Here is a 17,318-nt window from a genome sequence, read left to right as displayed (position 1 = left end):
ACCGCCGCCTGGCTCCGATGCGGCAACATTGCTGCCGAAGTTCTCGAGGGCGGCCACCTCGCCTGGACGGCCGCGGAGCTTCCGACCGTTCCTGTCGACAGGATTCCGAAACGCGACGGGCGCGGCCGCACCGTCTGGGTGACGCGATCGCGGCCGAAGATCGATCGCATCGCCTGCCCGTGGCTGATCCGCCGCTTTGTCGATCCGGCGGCCGTGTTCCTGTTCGTCGCGTCGGCGGAGGTCGGGGCCGTTGCCGAACGCTTCGACGCCACACCGTTCGATATCGAGAACGTGTTCTGGAGCCATCGCGGCGAGCTCTGCACCTTCGACGTGATGGTCAGCGAGTTCGGCCTGTCGACGCCCGCACTGGAGCGACTCGCGACGATGGTGCGGGCCGCGGATACCGCGCGGCTCGATCTGTCGCCGGAGGCGCCGGGGCTGCTCGCCGCCTCGCTCGGCCTGTCGCGCATGTTCGACGACGACCTCGAACAATTGAGCGCCGGCATGCTGCTCTACGACGCCTTCTATCGCTGGTGCCGCGACGCGACCCGGGAGACGCATAACTGGCCGACCAGCAAGGTGAAGCCATGACATTGCGAGCTTCGTCCTCGCGCGGCCGGCGGGCGTGATCTGAGCTGGCAGCCGCGCATCCGAAGAACCTGGGGCAGCACAACACGGCCAGGAGAACGACCATGCAGAAGCGAAATCTCTCCCTGATTCTAGCGTTCACGATCGCGAGCATCGCCGTGCCCGTCCGTGCCCTGACCTATGACGAGCTGGCCGCAAGACTTCCGGCTGCCGGCGACGCGAATGCAGCTGCGGTCCTAATGCCGGCGGCCCAAACCCTGCGCGGTGTCGTCGATTGTGTCGATGAACGCAACGACACGCTGCTGATACGCCTGGCTGCGGGCAGAACGGAGCCGTTCAGGGTTCAGGACGGCTTGATCTTCAATGCCGTCCGCTTCGGCGATCCCGTCGAAATCTCGGTGCAGACCATCTCGGGATTCCCGACCATCGTCGGGCTCACGAAGGAATAGCCGCGATCTGAAGCAAGAACCGTTCAACATTGGGAGAAGCCGATGACCATCGACACCGGACGCCGGGACTTCATCGCAGCGGTTGGCGTAGCCGCAGCATCTGCAACCGTGCTTGGCGCCAATCGCGCCGCGGCCGAAGCCAACCCGCAGACAGGAGCCAAAGCCATGTCCTATCAGGCAAAGCCGATGCCGTTCGATCCAAAATCGATCAGCGGCATCTCGGAGAAAATACTCGTCAGCCACTACGAGAACAACTACGTCGGCGCCGTGAAGCGGCTCAACGCCATCGGCACGCAGCTTGCCGAACTCGACTTCGCCAAGGCACCGAACTTTGTGATCAACGGCCTGAAGCGCGAGGAGCTGATCGCAGCGAACTCGATGATTCTGCATGAGGTCTATTTCGACGGGCTCGGCGGCACGGGCAAACCGGGCGGCGCGCTCGCCGAGGCGATCGCGCGCGACTTCGGCAGTATGGAGCGCTGGCGGACCGAATTCGCGGCCATGGGCAAGGCGGAAGGCGGCGGTTCGGGTTGGGTGATTCTCGCCTACTCGCCCCGCGACAAGCGGCTCGTCAACCAATGGGCTGCGGACCACACGACGACGCTCGCCGGCGGCCGTCCGGTCCTGGTGCTCGATATGTACGAGCATGCCTATCAGATGGACTTCGGGGCCGCGGCCGCCCGCTATGTCGACATCTACATGGAAGCCATCCGCTGGGACAACGCGGCCAGATTGTATGAGCAATATTCGAAAGAAGTTTGAGGAGACACGCGTGAAATTTCTTTCCAGGGAGATCTTTCGGGAATGACACCAACGCCCGCGCCGCGCAGCCAGTTGGCGGAACTGGCGCGGTATTTCCTGCGCCTCGGCTTTCTCGGCTTCGGCGGCCCGGTCGCGCTTGTCGGGCAGATGGAGCGCGAACTGGTCGACGGCAAGAAATGGCTGACCAAGGCCGAGATGAAGGAAGCGATTGCCATCTGCCAATCGCTTCCGGGGCCGCTGGCGATCCAGGTCGGTATCTATGTGTCCTGGCTTCGCGGCGGTTTCTGGGGCGCCTGGGTCGGTGGATGGTGCTTCATCCTTCCCAACTTCGTCATCGTGGCTTCGCTCGGAGCGCTGTACGTCTACCTTGGCGATCTCCAACCGGTCACCGCGATCTTCTACGGTGTCAGTCCAGCCGTGATCGCGCTCATCCTTCACTCCTGTTACCGGCTTGCCAAGCTCGGCATGGAAGACTGGCTGCAATGGGCGATCGCGGCGGTTTGCCTGGCGGTCACGGTCATCCTCCAGGCCGAGGTCGCCCTGCTGTTCATCGGCGCGGGCATCGTGGGCATTGTTTATTACGGCAATCTGTTCAAACGCTCGCCTGCGATCCTGCCGGGAATTGCCATCGTGCCGGCGGCCGCCGGCCCGATCGCGCCGGTCGCAAGCGCGTCCACACTCTCGAAGCTGTTGCTGTTCTTCCTCAAGGCCGGCTCGCTCACCTTCGGCAGCGGCCTCGTCATCGTGCCGTTCCTCGAGCAAGGGCTCGTGCAGCAATATGGTTGGCTCGATGAGCGGCAATTCCTCATCGCGGTTGCGATCGGCATGATTAGTCCGGGACCAGTGGTGATCACCGCGACTTTTGTCGGCTACCTCGTTGCGGGATTCTGGGGCTCGCTGGTCTCCACCATCGGCATTTTCCTGCCGTCGTTCCTGCTGGTGCTGATCGTTGCCCCGCTGCTGGCACGGCATCGCGGCAACGCCAACGTGCAGGGCTTTGTGAAGGGCGCCTATGCAGCCGCGATCGGCACCATCCTCGGCGCCTGCATCCTGCTCGGCAAGATCGCCATCGGCGACTGGCTGACAGCGCTGATCGGCATGGTCTCGCTGGCCATCCTGTTCCGCTGGAAGGTGAGCAATCCGCTGCTGATCGCGGCGACCGCGGTCGTCGGCCTGATCGCGTATCCGTGGCTGCAGCCGAGCTGGGTGATGGTGCACTAACCGGACGCCGGGAGGACGCTATGATTTGTCCGTTCCTGAGGGTATCAGCCGTTTCGGCGTGCCTCGCCATATGGGCCAGCAGTCCCGCGCCTTCCCGAGCGGCGGATGGCAGCGTGTTGCAATTTGAGGCCAAGATTGCCTTGGGCGATGTGCGCGGACGCATCGACCACATGGCGATCGATACGAAGCGGCTGCGACTGTTCGTGGCCGAACTCGGAAACGATACGGTCAGCATTGTCGATCTGGCAAAAAGAAGCGTGATCAAGAGAATCGCGGGGCTTAGAGAGCCGCAAGGCGTTGGCTACGACCCGTCCAGCGACACGCTATTCGTTGCCAATGCGCGGGACGGGTCGCTCAAGTTCTTCCAGGGAGAAAGTTATGAAGCGACAGGCGGCCTCGACCTTGGAAGCGACGCCGACAATATCCGCATCGATCCGTCAACCAAGCACGTCATCGTCGGTTACGGGGACGGAGGCCTCGCGGTGCTCGACAATGCGACGCGCAAAAAGATCGAAAATATCGCGCTCAAGGCACATCCCGAGAGCTTCCAGATCGATCCCGACGGCGGCCGAATCTTTGTCAATTTGCCCGATACCCACGCGGTCGCCGTGATCGACAGCGCATCCGGAAAGCAGGTGACCAGCTGGCCGATGGACAAGGGCGGCAACTTCGCGATGGCCATCGATCGCGATCACCGCCGGCTTCTCGTCGCCTTCCGTAGCCCGGCCGAGCTCGCCATCTTCTCCATGGCCGACGGCAAGCGAATAGCATCCATCGAAACCTGCGGCGACGTTGACGATCTGTTCACCGACCCGAGCCGCGGCCGGGTCTACGTGAGTTGCGGAGCGGGCTTCATTGACGTGATTGAGGTCACCGGCGCCACCTACCACCGGAGCGGTCGCATCTCCACCGCTCCAGGCGCGCGCACTTCATTCTTCGCGCCGGAGCTGGATCGGCTCTTTGTCGCCGCTCGCGTAACGTCGACCGAACCGGCGGCGATCTGGATATTTCGCCCGCTCCCTTAAGCTCGTGGCCACGAGACATGGGTATGTCTACACCGAGCCAGTGCCTGCAAGGACGTCTCCACCGGTTCCTCTTATCGGGTTGGGTGATCGTACTCGGCTTGACGGCGTGGTCTCCATTTGCGTGGGCGTATCGCCCCTTCGACGGAACCGATGCCGCGGTCGCTGCTCCGGGAGAGGTTGAGGTCGAGCTACAGCCCGCTGGGCGATTGCACGATGCGGGAAGCACGACGCTCGTCGCACCGGCCTTTGTCCTGAACTACGGTCTGAGCAGGGACTGGGAGGCCGTTCTCGAGGGCCAGGGGGAAACACCGCTATCGTCCACCGGCCCGACAAGCCTGACGGCGGCCGGCGCCTTCCTCAAGCATGTCGTCGTGCCCGGAAGCCTGCAGGACAAGGCAGGGCCGAGCGTTGCCACCGAGTTCGGCGTCCTGCTTCCGGACAGCACCGGGACATCAGGCGTCGGCGCGAGCCTGGCTGGCATTGTCTCGCAACGATGGGATTGGGGCACGATCCACTTCAACGCCGAAACCGCGCTTACCCGCGATCATCACGGCGATGTCTTTGTCGGCGCCATTCTGGAAGGGCCGTCGAAATGGACGGTCAGACCGGTCGCGGAATTATTCTACGAGAACGAGTTTGGCAAGGAAGAAACCGTATCGGGCCTGATCGGCCTGATCTGGCAAGTTCGCGAAAATCTAAGCCTCGACGTTGCGTTTCGGCATGGCCTCACGAATCGACGCTCCGTCGACGAGATACGCGCAGGCCTGACCTTTGGCTTCCCGCTTCGCTTTCTCGAAGGGCATGCCGCCGCTCATTGATACGCTGATCACTTCCAGCCCCGGCAAGGAGACCGACCTCAGCGAGATACATGGACTCGCAACAAGCGCGACGTGTTTGCGCGGAGATCATGCTCAAACAGACAAGCAAAACTGAAACACCGCTGCGTTATCGGCGTTGAGAACCTGTCCGCGGCTCTCTAGATCAGGACTTGCCCCACCCGCCCCTGCGGCGCCGTCATCCCCACCGAAGAGTTGAGCCAATGCGACCCCACATCATCTGCCACATGGGCACGTCGATCGACGGCCGGCTTCATCCCAGCCGCTTCACCAAGCCCGCCGCCGACATCCCGGCCGACGCGTTGCGCTCACACTATGAGAGGATCCATGACGGCTTCAATGCCGATGGATGGGTCATCGGCCGCGTCACCATGAACGAGATGGCCAAGGGGACGGAGCGGCAATTCGCCAATGCGCCCAAGCTGCCACGCGAGGCGCATCTCGGCAACCGCGACGGCCGCAAGCTCGCTGTCGGCATCGACCCGTCGGGCCGCGTGCATTTCGGCAAGGACAATGTCGGCGGCGATCACGCCGTCGCGGTGCTCGGCGAACAGGTCTCGGACAGCCATCTCGTCGAGCTGCGCGAGGACGGCGCGTCCTACATCTTTGCAGGCCACAAGGGCGATGATCTGGCGAGCGCGGTGGCGCAGCTCGCAACGCTGTTCGGCGCCAAGACGCTGCTGCTCGAAGGCGGCGGCGGGATCAATGGCGCGTTCCTCAAGCAGGGACTGATCGACGAGTTCAGCACGTTGATCCATCCGGCGGTCGACGGCGTTGCGGGATCGCAGAGCATCGTCGACTATCACGGCCCGGACGGCGACCGCCCCGGCGCCGGGCAGTCGCTCCGGCTCACGCATTGCGAGACGCTGGAAGGCGGCATGGTCTGGCTGCGCCACGCCGTCGAGCGCGCGCCGGGCTGAGCTGACGCTTGAGAGAGGGTTGCATAGCCGCCTCACCTCTCCCGCGTGCGGGAGAGGGAACGCAGCGCTTTGCTCGCGCCGGTGTCAGAACTTGTAGCTCAACGCGGCGCGGGCAACGCTGAACCTGTTCTCGCGGCTGGCATTGTAACGGATCTGGCTCTGCAGCGGATCCGTGCCTTGGAACGTCGCCGTCGTGCCGCTGCTACCGAGATCGACATAGAGATATTCGCCGCGCAGCGTCCAGTTATTGGTGAAGGCATATTCGAGGCCGCCGCCGGCGGTCCAACCGACGCGGACGTCGGAATTGTCGCCAAGCCAGAGCCGCGAGAGGCCTGTGGAGAAGGCCGACGAATTGGCGATGTGGGTCTTCGCTTCACCATAGGCCAGACCGCCTGTCGCGTAGATCAGCAGGCGCTCGGTCGGCACGAAGCCGATGCGACCCCGCACGGTGCCGAACCAGTCGATCTTGCTGGTGTTCGCAATGTTGAAGCTTCCCGTCACGCCGCCAGGGAAAGCGGCGGTGGTGCTTCCACCTCTGGAGGACTTCACGTCGACATAGTTGAAATCGGCTTCCGCGCCGAGGACGACCCTGTCGAGCTGATAATTGTATCCGAGCAGTCCACCAGCGGTCACACCGGCCTGGTTGCTGTTCGAAACGGGCACACGGACGATGTTGCCGGGCGGGACGAGCGAACTGACATTGCTGCTGGTCGCGATATCCCCACCATCATACCAGCCGCCGCCCACATTCACACCGGCGTAGAATCCGGACCAGTTGAACGCGGGAGCCACCAATGGCGGAGCCTTGGTCCAACTGCGCTCCGGCAGGTCAGCGGCTGACGCCGCGTTCGCAAATTGCGTAATCAAAAGCAGGCAAGTCCCAACGATTGCAAAACGACGCACTTCCATTCCCCTTGCGGTTGCTGCAAGCCAGCGATACACGTCTCTGCCATGAGCGGAAGGAATGCGACAGCATGTCTCATTCGAATTTTATTCTTTTCTGCAATCTGTGGCCAAGTTGCAACGGCCCGCGCTCACAACCGGTTGAATGGACCGGCCAGGATCAGTCGGCGCCGAACCGGTAACCACTTCTGCACCCCGCGACGAAGAACGCGACGCCGCGCGCGACGTGCTCGTCGAGCTCGGGATCGAGCGCCTTGAGGTCGACTTCGTACAGAGCCCGAAGCAGCATCGGTACCGCGATGATGTCGAGGAACAGACGCGCCGTGGTCGGCAGGTGCTCCGGCGCGAAGGCGGGCAGCTTGCCGAGCTCGTCGGATTGCGTCAGGTCGCGCAGCAGGTGAACGCCGAGCTCGGTGGCGAGTGCGCGCGCCCTGCGGTTGACGGTGGCGGCGAGATCCGGGAAGCGATGCGCCTCCGCGATGGCAAGCCGCATCAGGCCGATCCGGTCGGCGTCGAGGCCCCAGTGCAGCAGGGTCGAGGCGACGCTGGTGAGACGCTCCTCCACCGTCGCGCCGAGCGGCGCGTCCGCCTTGAACTCCGCGATGCGTGCCAGGATGTCCCGCATCACCACCTCGGTGAACAGCGCCCGCTTGTCGCGGAAGCGCGCATAGATGGTGCGCTTGCCGGAGCGCGCGGCCTCGGCGATCTCGTCGATGCTGGCGCCTTCGAACCCGCGCTCAAGGAACACCTTGCGCGCGGCATCGAGGATGCGCGCATCGACCTCGCCGGCCAATTCCTTCGGCGGCCGGCCGGCGCGCACCTCGGCCGGCCTGGTCGCCGTCCTTGTCTTGGGCGCCCGCGGCATCTTCAGGGTACTGGTGGTCATCAGTCTTCCCCGGGTTCCAGGGGGCCGGTCCGGCCGGCAACATCAGGCAATATAGCCCTATCACATCTAGTTGTAAATAGAACGGTACAGTTCCGTTTCTATTGACGCTGCACTGCCGCGAGACTATTTGTCGCACAGAACGGAACGGTATCGTTCCCTTTTGCGAAGGCCTTGCAGACCTCGCCTGACAGCAGGAGCAGCCATCATGTTCGAAGACACTGTTTTGGAGCGCGACCAGGAAGGGCACGAGAGCAGCGAGGGTCCGCCCTCGGCGCCGGCCGCACACGAGCCCAACGTCACGTCCGAGCGGCCGGAGGTCACCGCGCGGGCTCCCGCGCAGGAGCGCCCCGCAAGCAAGCAGCCGACCCCGCCGGAAACCGTCTCGCCGGAGGTCACGCCACAGCGGCGCGGCTTCCTGCGTCGCCGTCCGGTCGTCTCCGCGATCGGCGCCGTGCTGCTCGCCGCCACGCTCGGCGGCGGCACGCTCTACATGAACTACACCGAGCATTTCGAATCCACCGACGACGCCTTCATCGCGGCGCGGCAGTTCGCGCTGGCGCCAAAAATCTCCGGCTACATCACTGCGGTTCCGGTCACCGACAACCAGCACGTGGCCGCCGGCGACGTGATCGCGCGTATCGACGACCGCGACTATCGCGTCGCGCTGGCGCAGGCCGAGGCGCAGGTCGCGGCGGCGCAGGCCAGCATCCAGAATGTTGATGCCCAGCTCGACGTGCAGCAGGCGCAGATATCAGCCAACCAGGCCCAAGTCGATCAGGCCCAGGCGGCGCTGACCTTCGCGCAGCAACAGGCGACGCGCTACCAGCATCTCGAGCAGACCGGCTACGGCACCGTGCAGAATTCCGAGCAATACACCTCGCAACTGCGTCAGCAGCAGGCCTCGCTCCTGAGCGCGCAGGCGACGCTCAACCTCGCGCAGCGCCAGGTGGAATCGCTGAAGGCGCAGCGCAAGAGCGCGGTCGCAAACCTCGCCCAGGCCGAGGCGCAGCGCGACCAGGCAGAGCTCAATCTGTCCTACACCACCGTCACCGCCGCGCAGCCCGGCCGCGTCGTCAGCCTGTCGGCGGCCGTCGGCCAGTTCGCGCAGGCCGGCACCAACCTCACGATGTTCGTGCCTGACCAGACCTGGGTCACCGCGAACTTCAAGGAGATCCAGCTCGACCAGATGCGTCCGGGCGAGAAGGTGACGCTGAAGATCGATGCCTATCCCGGCCGCACGATCAGGGGCCATGTCGAAAGCGTGCAGCCGGGATCGGGCACCGCGTTCTCGCTGCTGCCTGCGCAGAACGCCACCGGCAACTACGTCAAGATCGTGCAGCGCGTGCCGGTGAAGATCGTGATGGACAATCCGCCGACCGACGTCGCGCTCGGCCCCGGCATGTCCGTCGTCCCGACGGTGCGGATCAATCCTGCGCCGTCCCTGCTCGAGCGTCTTGGAAAGCTCTGATCCGGGGAGGCAGTCATGAGTGCCGCAGCAATCGATGCCAAAAGCCTCCCTACTCCGAGCGTTGCCGTCAATCCCTGGCTGATCGCCATCGTGGTTGCGCTCGCGAGCTTCATGGAAGTGCTCGACACCACCATCGCCAACGTCGCACTGCCCTATATCGCGGGCGGCATGGGCGTGAGCGAGGACGAAGCGTCCTGGGTGGTCACGACCTATCTCGTGTCCAACGCCATCATCCTGACCGCCTCCGGCTTTCTTGCCCGCATGCTCGGCCGCAAGACCTTCTTCCTGATCTGCCTCGGCATCTTCACGGTGAGTTCGGTGCTGTGCGGCTTCGCGCCAAATCTGAACGCGCTGCTGCTGTTCCGCATCCTGCAAGGGCTCGGCGGCGGCGGCATGGTGCCGGTGGCGCAGTCGATCCTCGCCGACGCATTCCCGCCGGCCAAGCGCGGCCAGGCGTTTGCGGTGTTCGGCATCGCCGTGGTGGTGGCGCCGGTGGTCGGGCCGACGCTCGGCGGCTGGCTGTCCGACAATCTGTCCTGGCACTGGTGCTTCCTGATCAACGCCCCGGTCGGCGTGTTCGCGATCGCGCTGATCGCAGCGGTGTTGCAGGAGCCCGCGAAGGCCAAAGGAGCGCAGAAGGCCGCACAGCCGCAGGGCAACACCTTCGACTTCATCGGCTTCGCGCTGGTTGCGACCTTCCTCGGCGCGCTCGAGGTGACGCTCGACCGTGGCCTCGAGGATGACTGGTTCGGTTCGCCCTTCATCATCACCTTTGCGGCGATCAGCGCCGCGGCGTTCGTGCTGATGATCCCGTGGGAGATGACCCGCCGTAGTCCGATGATCGACCTCAGAATGGTCGCGACCCGACAGTTCGGCGCCTGCTTCCTGGTGATGCTGGCGACCGGCGCCATCCTGCTCGCGACCACCCAGTTCCTGCCGCAGCTGGTGCAGCAGGATTTCGGCTATACCGCGACCTGGGCCGGCCTCGTGCTCTCGCCCGGCGGCGTGGTCACCATGGTGATGATGTTCGCGGTCGGCCGGCTCGCCGCCAAGGTGCAGCCGAAATATTTGATCGTCGCCGGCGCACTGGTGATCGCCGCCTCGATGTACAGCATGACCAACGTGTATGCCGATCTCGGCTTCTGGTTCATGGCGCGCTCACGCATGCTGATCGGCGTCGGCCTGCCCTTGATCTTCGTGCCGATCATGGCGGCGTCCTATGACGGCATTCCGCCCGACAAGACCGACCAGGCATCCGCGCTGATCAACGCGGCGCGCAACACCGGCGGCTCGATCGGCGTCTCGATCGTCTCCAACGTGCTGACCCATCGCCAGCAATTCCACCAGAGCCGGCTGGTCGAGCAGGTCACGCCGTCGAGCCCGCAATACCAGGACACGCTGCACCAGGTCACCGACTTCTTCGTCGCCCAGGGCAATTCGCTGGCGCAGGCGCACCAGCAGGCGATCCAGTGGATCGGGCAGCAGGTGCAGACCCAGGCCTCGTTCCTGTCCTACATGGACGCGTTCTGGGTCCTGATGCTGATCGCGCTCTCGGCGATCCCGCTGGCGCTGACCTTGCGCAAGGTCAAGCTCGGCGGCCCCGCCCCCGTCGGCCACTGACAGGGTGCAGAGGTCACCTGCGATACGCCCGCGCCACGGATCGGCGCGGGCGTATCGATTCCCGATCGTCTCCACGAAGATCAAATGCCGCGCGCAGCGGCAATGATCGTATCCCGCAGCCAGCGGTGCGCCGGCAGATCGTCGAAGCGGCGGTGCCAGCTCATGACGCTCTGCAACTTCGATGCATCGAACGGCAGCTCCCGCATCTCGATCGGATAGGCGCGGCGGAATTCGAGCGCGAGCTTGCGCCCGAGGATCGCGACCATGTTCGATTGCACCAGGACCGCGCCGGCGGACAGATACGGCACATCGGAAGCAATGGTACGGCTCGCCTTGCGCGCCCGCAGCCAGGCATCGATGAAATCCAGATCTTCACCGCTGGAGGTGATCACAAGGTGCGGCAGCTCGACCAGCGTCTCGCCGGTCAGCTTCTTGCGCAATGCCGGATGGCCGGCCCGCAGCACCGCGACGAAGCGGTCCTCGATCAACCGGCAGGAGGCAAAGCGCTCGCCCTCCAGCGCGCGGGCGGAGATCGCAAGATCGAGCTCGGCGCGATCGAGCCTGTCGGCGAGATTGAGCGTCCCGCTCGGCACCAGCGTCAGCCGTACCCTCGGCGCCTGCGCGCGCACGGCGGCGATGATCGAGCCGGTCGCGACCACCGCGGCATAATTGTTGACGGCAATGGTGAAGCGCCGTTCCGCCTGCGCCGGATCGAAACGATCCCCCTCGACCGCGAGTTGCAGTTCGTTGAGCGCCTTGCGGACCGGCAGCGCGAGCGCTTCCGCCCGCGGCGTCGGCAGCATGCCGGACGGCGTACGGACGAACAGCTGGTCTTTCAGCGCATGACGCAGCCGGTTCAGCGCGTGACTCACGGCAGGCTGGCTGATGGCAAGCGCGCCGGCCGCGCGCACCACGCTGCGCTCGCGCATGACGGCGTCGAACACCAAGAGGAGATTGAGATCGAGATTGCGCATCCGCATGCAGTCATCATGCATGATATGAATTGATGGATAAAGACAATTCATTTGAATAATATCGGTTCAAAGCCCAGCTTCCGGGCATGTCCGAAAGCCCGCACAGCGCAATCGCAGCCCGGCCCCGTCGTGCCACCACGGGCGTGCTGGTCGGCGTCCTGGTCGCCCCCGATGCCGCGTCCATCGCCATGCCGGAAACCTTCGCGCGCTGGCGCCGGCTTACGCCGCTTGCGACGTGGCTACCGATCGAGCTCCGAGAAGCGAGCTATGCCGGCATCCTGAGCGGCGTCGCGGACGCACTCGATCGTGTCGGCATGATCCCGCGGCAGCTGATCCTGCTCGGCGAGGGATCGATCGCGCGGCGCGTGCTCGATCTGACGCTGCGGGGCGAGCTGCCTTGCGGCGGCATTGTCGCGATCGACGTCGCCTCCGACGCCCTGCCGTTCCACATCGAGCCGACGGTGACCGCGATCCGGCTTGTCGTTCATCGCAACGACGATGCGCCGCAAGGCGATCTGATCGGCGCATTGCGCGCCGCCGATCTCGACGCACGCTTCATCCACCTCGATTTGACCGCCGGCCGCAGCGCGGAAGCAGCTGCGGCGAGCGCAACTGAAACCTTTGTCCTGGAGCTGGTTGCAACGATCGGCCGCCGGACAACCGATGGAGCTGGTGACCGATGAAATCGAAGACCTTCAAGATCGCTTGCGCGGGCCTCGTGGCCGCCGCCGCAATCGGCGCCGGCGCTTACGTCGCGCATCGGCCGGACGGTGCAACGGACCATGCACCGGCAGCGACGCAGTCCGCCGCGGCCACACCCGTCGTTCCGGTGACGGCGGCGAAGGTGCTGCAGCATGACGTGCCGATCGTGCTCGAGGGCCTCGGCACGGTGACGCCGATCAACACCGCCACGATACGTACCCAGGTGCAGGGCACGCTCGACAGCGTCGATTTCGTCGAGGGCAAGCAGGTCAAGCGCGGCGACGTCCTCGCCAAGATCGACCCGCGGGTCTACGAGGCCCAAGTCGACCAGGCCGAGGCCGCGCTGGCGCGCGACGAGGCGAGCCTGAAGAACGCCCGGACCAATTTGGCGCGAACGCAGCCGCTCGCCAATCGCGGCTTTGCGACCCAGCAACTGCTCGACACCCAGGATTCGCAGGTCACGCAGGGCGAAGGCACCGTCGCACTCGACAAGGCGGCGCTGGAAGCCGCGCAGACCCAGCTGAGCTTCGCGACGATCACCGCCCCGTTCGACGGCGTCACCGGCATCCGCCGCATCGATCCCGGCAACATCGTGCACCCGACCGACACCAACGGGCTTGTGGTCCTCACCCAGCTGCAGCCGATCGCGGTGATCTTCACGCTGCCGTCCGGCGAGATCCCGGGCGTGCGGCAGGCGCTGGCATCCGGAGATGCCTCCGTCGACGTCTACGATGCACAGAACAAGCGCAAACTCGACCACGGCAGCCTGATGCTGATCAACAACCAGGTCGACAGCACGAGCGGCACCGTGCAGCTGAAGGCATCCTTTCCCAATGCCGGCAACACGCTGTGGCCCGGCACGTTCGTCAACGTCCATCTGACGATCGCGGTTCGCCACGACGCGCTCACCGTGCCGCTGACGGCGGTGCGCCAGGGACCGGACGGCAGCTTCGCCTATGTGGTCGGCGCGAACAACGTCGTCGGCATCCGCAATGTCACGACCGGCCAATCGCGCGACGGGCAGGTCCTGATCGAGCAGGGCCTTGCGGCCAACGAGACCGTCGTCACCGCGGGTCAGTACCGGCTCAATCCGGGGACGACGGTCGAGATCGTGCCCGATGACAAGAAAGACCAGGTCCAGGACGCAACCACCGCAAGCGCAGGCATGCTGCCATGAACATCTCCGCAGGTTTTATCCGCAGGCCCGTCGCCACCGCCTTCCTGGCCATCGCCATCGTGCTGGTCGGCATGATCGCCTTCGTGCGGCTGCCGGTCTCGGCGCTGCCGACGGTGGATACCCCGACCATCCAGGTCACCGCGCAACTGCCCGGCGCCGATCCGCAGACCATGGCCTCCTCGGTCGCGACGCCGCTGGAGCGGCAATTCGGCCAGATCGCCGGCCTCACCGGCATGAGCTCGAGCAGCGGGCTCGGCAACACCCAGATCACGCTGCAATTCGCACTGAACCGCAGCGTCGATGCGGCCGCGCAGGACGTGCAGACCGCGATCGATGTGGCATCGGGGCAATTGCCCAAGACCATGCCGTCGCCGCCGACCTTCCACAAGGTCAATCCGGCCGACGTGCCGGTGTTGCTGATCGCGCTGATGTCGGACACCGAGCCGTTGACCAAGGTCGACGACTATGCCGACAGCATTTTGGCGCAGAAATTGTCGCAGGTGCCGGGCGTCTCGCTCGTCACCATCGGCGGCATGCAAAAGCCCTCGATCCGGGTGCAGGTCAATCCGGCCAAGCTCGCCGCCGCGGGGCTGGATCTCGAGCAATTGCGCACCACGCTCGGCAACATCACCGTGAACCAGCCCAAGGGCGTGCTTTACGGCAGCCAGCAGGCCTATACGCTCGCCACCAACGACCAGGTGCTGGTCGCGAACAAGTATGATGATCTGATCATCGCCTATCGCAACGGCGCGCCGGTCCGCCTGCGCGATATCGGGCATGCCGTGGTGGCGGCCGAGGACATCACGCTGCATGGCTGGTACAACGACAAGCCCGCCATCATCCTCGCGATCCAGCGCCAGCCCGGCGCCAACGTGATCAGCACGGTGGACGGCATCAAGAAGCTGCTGCCGCAGCTGGTGGCGAGCCTGCCCTCCGACATCAAGGTCGAGATCGCCTCCGACCGCACCCAGACCATCCGCGCCAGCGTCGCCGACGTTCAGCTCACTTTGGTGCTGACCATCGCGCTGGTGGTCGGCGTGATCTTCCTGTTCCTGCGCAATCTGTGGGCGACCATCATCCCCGCGGTTTCGGTCCCGATCTCGCTGATCGGCACCTTCGGTGTGATGTATCTGCTCAACTACAGCCTCGACAATTTGTCGCTGATGGGCCTGTCGATCGCCGTCGGCTTCGTCGTCGACGATGCCATCGTGATGATCGAGAACATCTCGCGGCATATCGAGGAAGGTCTCTCGCCGATGCAGGCCGCCCTGAAGGGCGCCGGCGAAATCGGCTTCACCATCATCTCGATCTCGGTCTCGCTGATCGCGGTGTTCATTCCGCTGCTGCTGATGGGCGGGGTGATCGGCCGCATGTTCCAGGAATTCGCCGTCACGGTGTGCGTTGCCATTGTGGTGTCGGTGATCGTCTCGGTAACCCTGACGCCGATGATGTGCGCCTATCTGCTGTCGCCGCACCAGGGCGCCAATGCCGGCGCGGTGTCGCGCGCGCTGGAACGCGGCTTCGTTGCGATCCAGGCGGCCTACGAGGCCGTGCTTGCCAAAGCGTTGCGCTACAAGGCCACGACCATGTCGGTCATGCTGGCAAGCGTCGTGGTGACCGGCCTGCTGTTCATGGCCATCCCCAAGGGCTTCTTCCCGCAGCAGGACACCGGCATGATCACCGGCATCACCGAGGCCTCGGCGGACATCTCGCCGGCGCAGATGGCGACGCTGCAACGCAGTGTCATCGACGTCATCGCCAGGAATCCCTCGGTCGCCAATGCGACCGGCTATATCGGACCGGGCGGCCCGACCGTGACCGAAAACAACGGCCGCCTGTTCGTGCTGTTGAAGCCGCGCAACGAGCGCAATGCATCCGCCGACCAGGTGATCCGGCAGCTCGACACCGAGTTGCAGAAGATCAAGGGGATGTCGGTGTTCATGCAGGCGACGCAGGACATCAATCTCGCCAGCCGCCTGTCCAAGACGCAGTATCAGTTCACGCTCACCGACGTGAACCAGGACGAACTCAATCTGTGGGCCGGTAAGCTGTACCAGAAGCTGAAGACGTTGCCGGAACTGGCCGACGTCGCCACCGACCAGGCCAACGCCGCGCGTCAGCTCAAGCTGCAGATCGACCGCGACGCGGCCTCCCGCCTCGGCATCGATCCGGCCACAGTGGACAACACGCTCTATGATTCATTCGGCCAGCGTCACGTCGCCCAGCTGTTCACGACGCTTAACACCTATTACGTGATCCTGGAGGTCGATCCGTCGTTCCAGCTCGGCCCCTATGCGCTCAACCGCATCTACGTCCGCTCGTCCGCTGGGACGATGGTGCCCCTGAGCCAGATCGCGAGCATCGATTACGGCACCGCGCCGCTCTCAGTGAACCACCAGAGCCAGTTTCCGTCGGTCACGCTGAGCTTCAACCTGGCGCCGGGCACGGCGGTGGGGACCGCGGTCGCGGCGGTCCAGAAGGCGACCGCCGACCTGCACGTGCCGTCGACCGTGATCACCAGCTTCCAGGGCAATGCGCAGGCGTTCCAGGCCGCGCTAGCGTCGACGCCGATCCTGATCCTCGCCGCGGTGGTCGCGGTCTATCTGATCCTCGGCATGCTTTATGAGAGCACGATCCATCCGATCACGATCCTCTCGACCCTGCCGTCCGCCGGGCTCGGCGCGCTGCTCGCGCTGTGGGCTTTCGGCTTCGGGCTCGACGTGATCGGGCTGGTCGGAATCATCCTGCTGATCGGCATCGTGCAGAAAAACGGCATCATGCTGATCGATTTCGCGCTGGAGGCCGAGCGCCACCAGCATCTCCCTGCCGAGCAGTCGGTCTACATGGCCTGCAAGGCGCGCTTCCGCCCGATCCTGATGACGACGATGTGCGCGATGCTCGGCGGCGTGCCGCTGATGATCGGCACCGGCACCGGATCGGAGCTGCGCCAGCCGCTCGGCTTTGCCATCGTCGGCGGGCTGATCGTCTCCCAGCTGATGACGCTGTTCACGACGCCGGTCGTGTACATCTATCTCGACGGCTTGACCCAATGGATCAAGCGAATGCGCAGCGGCCGTTCGGGTGAGCCTGCGGCACATCCGACATTGTCGACCTGAACGCGGCCGCGGAGACACGCACGGACATGCATTATGCAGAGATGCGAGGGACGAGCGGAGTGCGCGAGGCCGCGTTGCGGTTCTGGGCGATCAGGACCGCTGCCGCAGTGCTGGGCGAAATCGGAGGCCATGCGGTCGCGGGCAAGGGCAGCCACTTCCTGGCCGCGGCCGGCGTGGTGGCGATTGGGGTCCTGTATGCGCGTGCCGGTCGGATCGCCTTCTGGCCGGTGCTGGTCGGCGTCCTGGTCCTCAGCGCGGCATTGGCGCATATGGCGGACCGCTCGCTCGGGATCGGCGATCTTGTCGCCTCGGTTCAGCTGGCGGCGCTGTTCGCGCTCGCCCTGATCGTCTGGGCTCGGGTGGCGGGAACAACGGGATTCCTTTGCGTCGGCTCGGTTCGCGACCAGGCTCCGTTCTGGATCGTGGCGATGCTGGCGCAGGCATTCGCCAGTTCGTTGGCCGACTGGGTGGTGGACCCCGGCCAGACCGGCTCGTCCATCGTGCTGCTGGCCGTCGCAATCGGCCTGCCGGCGGTGGCTGCGGCCCGATGGGCGCGGATCGGGGCTCCCGCGCTGTTCTGGACCGCATTCGTGCTGACCGGAATTCTCGGCGCGCTATGGGGCGACATGCTGATCCGCCTGATCGGAGCCGGCCACGCGCTCTCGAGCTGA

The 17,318-nt window shown here is 65.0% G+C and carries 16 protein-coding genes; 13 read left to right on the top strand and 3 right to left on the bottom strand.

Annotation, left to right across the window (positions count from 1 at the left end; translation table 11 throughout):
- The 7 genes from Q0030_RS31265 to Q0030_RS31235 all read left to right on the top strand — a co-directional run.
- A partial coding sequence (locus Q0030_RS31265) for a chromate resistance protein ChrB domain-containing protein (protein WP_298376058.1) occupies window positions 1–591 on the top strand: 591 nt, incomplete at its 5' end.
- 101 nt (window positions 592–692) lie between these two features.
- Window positions 693–1,037, top strand: coding sequence for a hypothetical protein (locus tag Q0030_RS31260; protein ID WP_298376057.1), 345 nt, complete (start codon window positions 693–695; stop codon window positions 1,035–1,037).
- Between the two features lie 165 nt (window positions 1,038–1,202).
- Window positions 1,203–1,799 carry a Fe-Mn family superoxide dismutase gene (locus Q0030_RS31255; RefSeq protein ID WP_298376068.1) on the top strand — a complete coding sequence of 199 codons (597 nt, stop codon included), beginning with the start codon at window positions 1,203–1,205 and terminating at the stop codon, window positions 1,797–1,799.
- Between the two features lie 42 nt (window positions 1,800–1,841).
- The gene (chrA, locus tag Q0030_RS31250) at window positions 1,842–3,020 is read left to right on the top strand and encodes a chromate efflux transporter (RefSeq protein WP_298376054.1); all 1,179 of its coding nucleotides are present in this window, start codon (window positions 1,842–1,844) and stop codon (window positions 3,018–3,020) included.
- Between the two features lie 113 nt (window positions 3,021–3,133).
- Window positions 3,134–4,045 carry a hypothetical protein gene (locus tag Q0030_RS31245; protein ID WP_298376051.1) on the top strand — a complete coding sequence of 304 codons (912 nt, stop codon included), beginning with the start codon at window positions 3,134–3,136 and terminating at the stop codon, window positions 4,043–4,045.
- A gap of 23 nt (window positions 4,046–4,068) precedes the next feature.
- Window positions 4,069–4,863, top strand: coding sequence for a hypothetical protein (locus Q0030_RS31240; RefSeq protein ID WP_298376048.1), 795 nt, complete (start codon window positions 4,069–4,071; stop codon window positions 4,861–4,863).
- A gap of 221 nt (window positions 4,864–5,084) precedes the next feature.
- Window positions 5,085–5,801, top strand: a complete 717-nt coding sequence (locus Q0030_RS31235; RefSeq protein WP_298376045.1) for a dihydrofolate reductase family protein — start codon at window positions 5,085–5,087, stop codon at window positions 5,799–5,801.
- Window positions 5,802–5,885: 84 nt separating this feature from the next.
- Here Q0030_RS31235 and Q0030_RS31230 read toward each other — a convergent pair whose 3' ends face one another.
- Window positions 5,886–6,593, bottom strand: a complete 708-nt coding sequence (locus Q0030_RS31230; protein ID WP_298376041.1) for an outer membrane beta-barrel protein — start codon at window positions 6,591–6,593, stop codon at window positions 5,886–5,888.
- Between the two features lie 271 nt (window positions 6,594–6,864).
- The gene (locus Q0030_RS31225; protein WP_298376038.1) at window positions 6,865–7,590 is read right to left on the bottom strand and encodes a TetR/AcrR family transcriptional regulator; all 726 of its coding nucleotides are present in this window, start codon (window positions 7,588–7,590) and stop codon (window positions 6,865–6,867) included.
- Between the two features lie 223 nt (window positions 7,591–7,813).
- Between Q0030_RS31225 and Q0030_RS31220 the strand changes: the two genes are divergently transcribed.
- Together Q0030_RS31220 and Q0030_RS31215 are read left to right on the top strand one after the other, a co-directional pair.
- Complete coding sequence (locus Q0030_RS31220; protein ID WP_298376067.1) at window positions 7,814–9,058, top strand: HlyD family secretion protein; 1,245 nt, start codon at window positions 7,814–7,816, stop codon at window positions 9,056–9,058.
- 15 nt (window positions 9,059–9,073) lie between these two features.
- On the top strand, window positions 9,074–10,678 hold the full coding sequence (locus Q0030_RS31215; protein WP_298376036.1) for a DHA2 family efflux MFS transporter permease subunit: 1,605 nt from the start codon (window positions 9,074–9,076) through the stop codon (window positions 10,676–10,678).
- Between the two features lie 80 nt (window positions 10,679–10,758).
- On the opposite strand, the gene Q0030_RS31210 is transcribed toward Q0030_RS31215, so the two are convergent.
- Entirely contained in the window at window positions 10,759–11,658 is a 900-nt protein-coding gene (locus Q0030_RS31210; RefSeq protein WP_298376034.1) for a LysR family transcriptional regulator, read from the bottom strand.
- A gap of 80 nt (window positions 11,659–11,738) precedes the next feature.
- Between Q0030_RS31210 and Q0030_RS31205 the strand changes: the two genes are divergently transcribed.
- Genes Q0030_RS31205 through Q0030_RS31190 form a run of 4 tightly spaced genes read left to right on the top strand, consistent with a single transcriptional unit; the run spans window position 11,739 to window position 17,318 of the window.
- Window positions 11,739–12,335: a hypothetical protein gene (locus Q0030_RS31205; RefSeq protein ID WP_298376032.1), complete on the top strand. Its 597-nt coding sequence runs from the start codon at window positions 11,739–11,741 to the stop codon at window positions 12,333–12,335.
- On the top strand, window positions 12,332–13,531 hold the full coding sequence (locus Q0030_RS31200) for an efflux RND transporter periplasmic adaptor subunit (protein ID WP_298376029.1): 1,200 nt from the start codon (window positions 12,332–12,334) through the stop codon (window positions 13,529–13,531). The genes Q0030_RS31205 and Q0030_RS31200 overlap by 4 nt, the downstream gene beginning before the upstream one ends.
- Window positions 13,528–16,647, top strand: coding sequence for an efflux RND transporter permease subunit (locus Q0030_RS31195; protein WP_298376026.1), 3,120 nt, complete (start codon window positions 13,528–13,530; stop codon window positions 16,645–16,647). Before Q0030_RS31200 ends, Q0030_RS31195 begins: the two co-directional genes overlap by 4 nt.
- Before the next feature lie 59 nt (window positions 16,648–16,706).
- On the top strand, window positions 16,707–17,318 hold the full coding sequence (locus tag Q0030_RS31190; protein WP_298376024.1) for a hypothetical protein: 612 nt from the start codon (window positions 16,707–16,709) through the stop codon (window positions 17,316–17,318).

This window comes from uncultured Bradyrhizobium sp. (assembly GCF_947648125.1).
Classification (GTDB): domain Bacteria; phylum Pseudomonadota; class Alphaproteobacteria; order Rhizobiales; family Xanthobacteraceae; genus Bradyrhizobium.
Note: the sequence above shows the minus strand (reverse complement) of the source record. Positions and strands in the feature narration are given on the sequence as shown.

Bases quoted from the DNA above. Each gene is read 5' to 3' on its own strand.
- Q0030_RS31260 (WP_298376057.1), top strand. From the start codon at position 693: ATGCAGAAGCGAAATCTCTCCCTGATTCTAGCGTTCACGATCGCGAGC.
- Q0030_RS31255 (WP_298376068.1), top strand. From the start codon at position 1,203: ATGTCCTATCAGGCAAAGCCGATGCCGTTCGATCCAAAATCGATCAGC.
- chrA (WP_298376054.1), top strand. From the start codon at position 1,842: ATGACACCAACGCCCGCGCCGCGCAGCCAGTTGGCGGAACTGGCGCGG.
- Q0030_RS31240 (WP_298376048.1), top strand. From the start codon at position 4,069: ATGTCTACACCGAGCCAGTGCCTGCAAGGACGTCTCCACCGGTTCCTC.
- Q0030_RS31235 (WP_298376045.1), top strand. From the start codon at position 5,085: ATGCGACCCCACATCATCTGCCACATGGGCACGTCGATCGACGGCCGG.
- Q0030_RS31225 (WP_298376038.1), bottom strand. From the start codon at position 7,590: ATGACCACCAGTACCCTGAAGATGCCGCGGGCGCCCAAGACAAGGACG.
- Q0030_RS31215 (WP_298376036.1), top strand. From the start codon at position 9,074: ATGAGTGCCGCAGCAATCGATGCCAAAAGCCTCCCTACTCCGAGCGTT.
- Q0030_RS31210 (WP_298376034.1), bottom strand. From the start codon at position 11,658: ATGCGGATGCGCAATCTCGATCTCAATCTCCTCTTGGTGTTCGACGCC.
- Q0030_RS31205 (WP_298376032.1), top strand. From the start codon at position 11,739: ATGTCCGAAAGCCCGCACAGCGCAATCGCAGCCCGGCCCCGTCGTGCC.
- Q0030_RS31200 (WP_298376029.1), top strand. From the start codon at position 12,332: ATGAAATCGAAGACCTTCAAGATCGCTTGCGCGGGCCTCGTGGCCGCC.
- Q0030_RS31195 (WP_298376026.1), top strand. From the start codon at position 13,528: ATGAACATCTCCGCAGGTTTTATCCGCAGGCCCGTCGCCACCGCCTTC.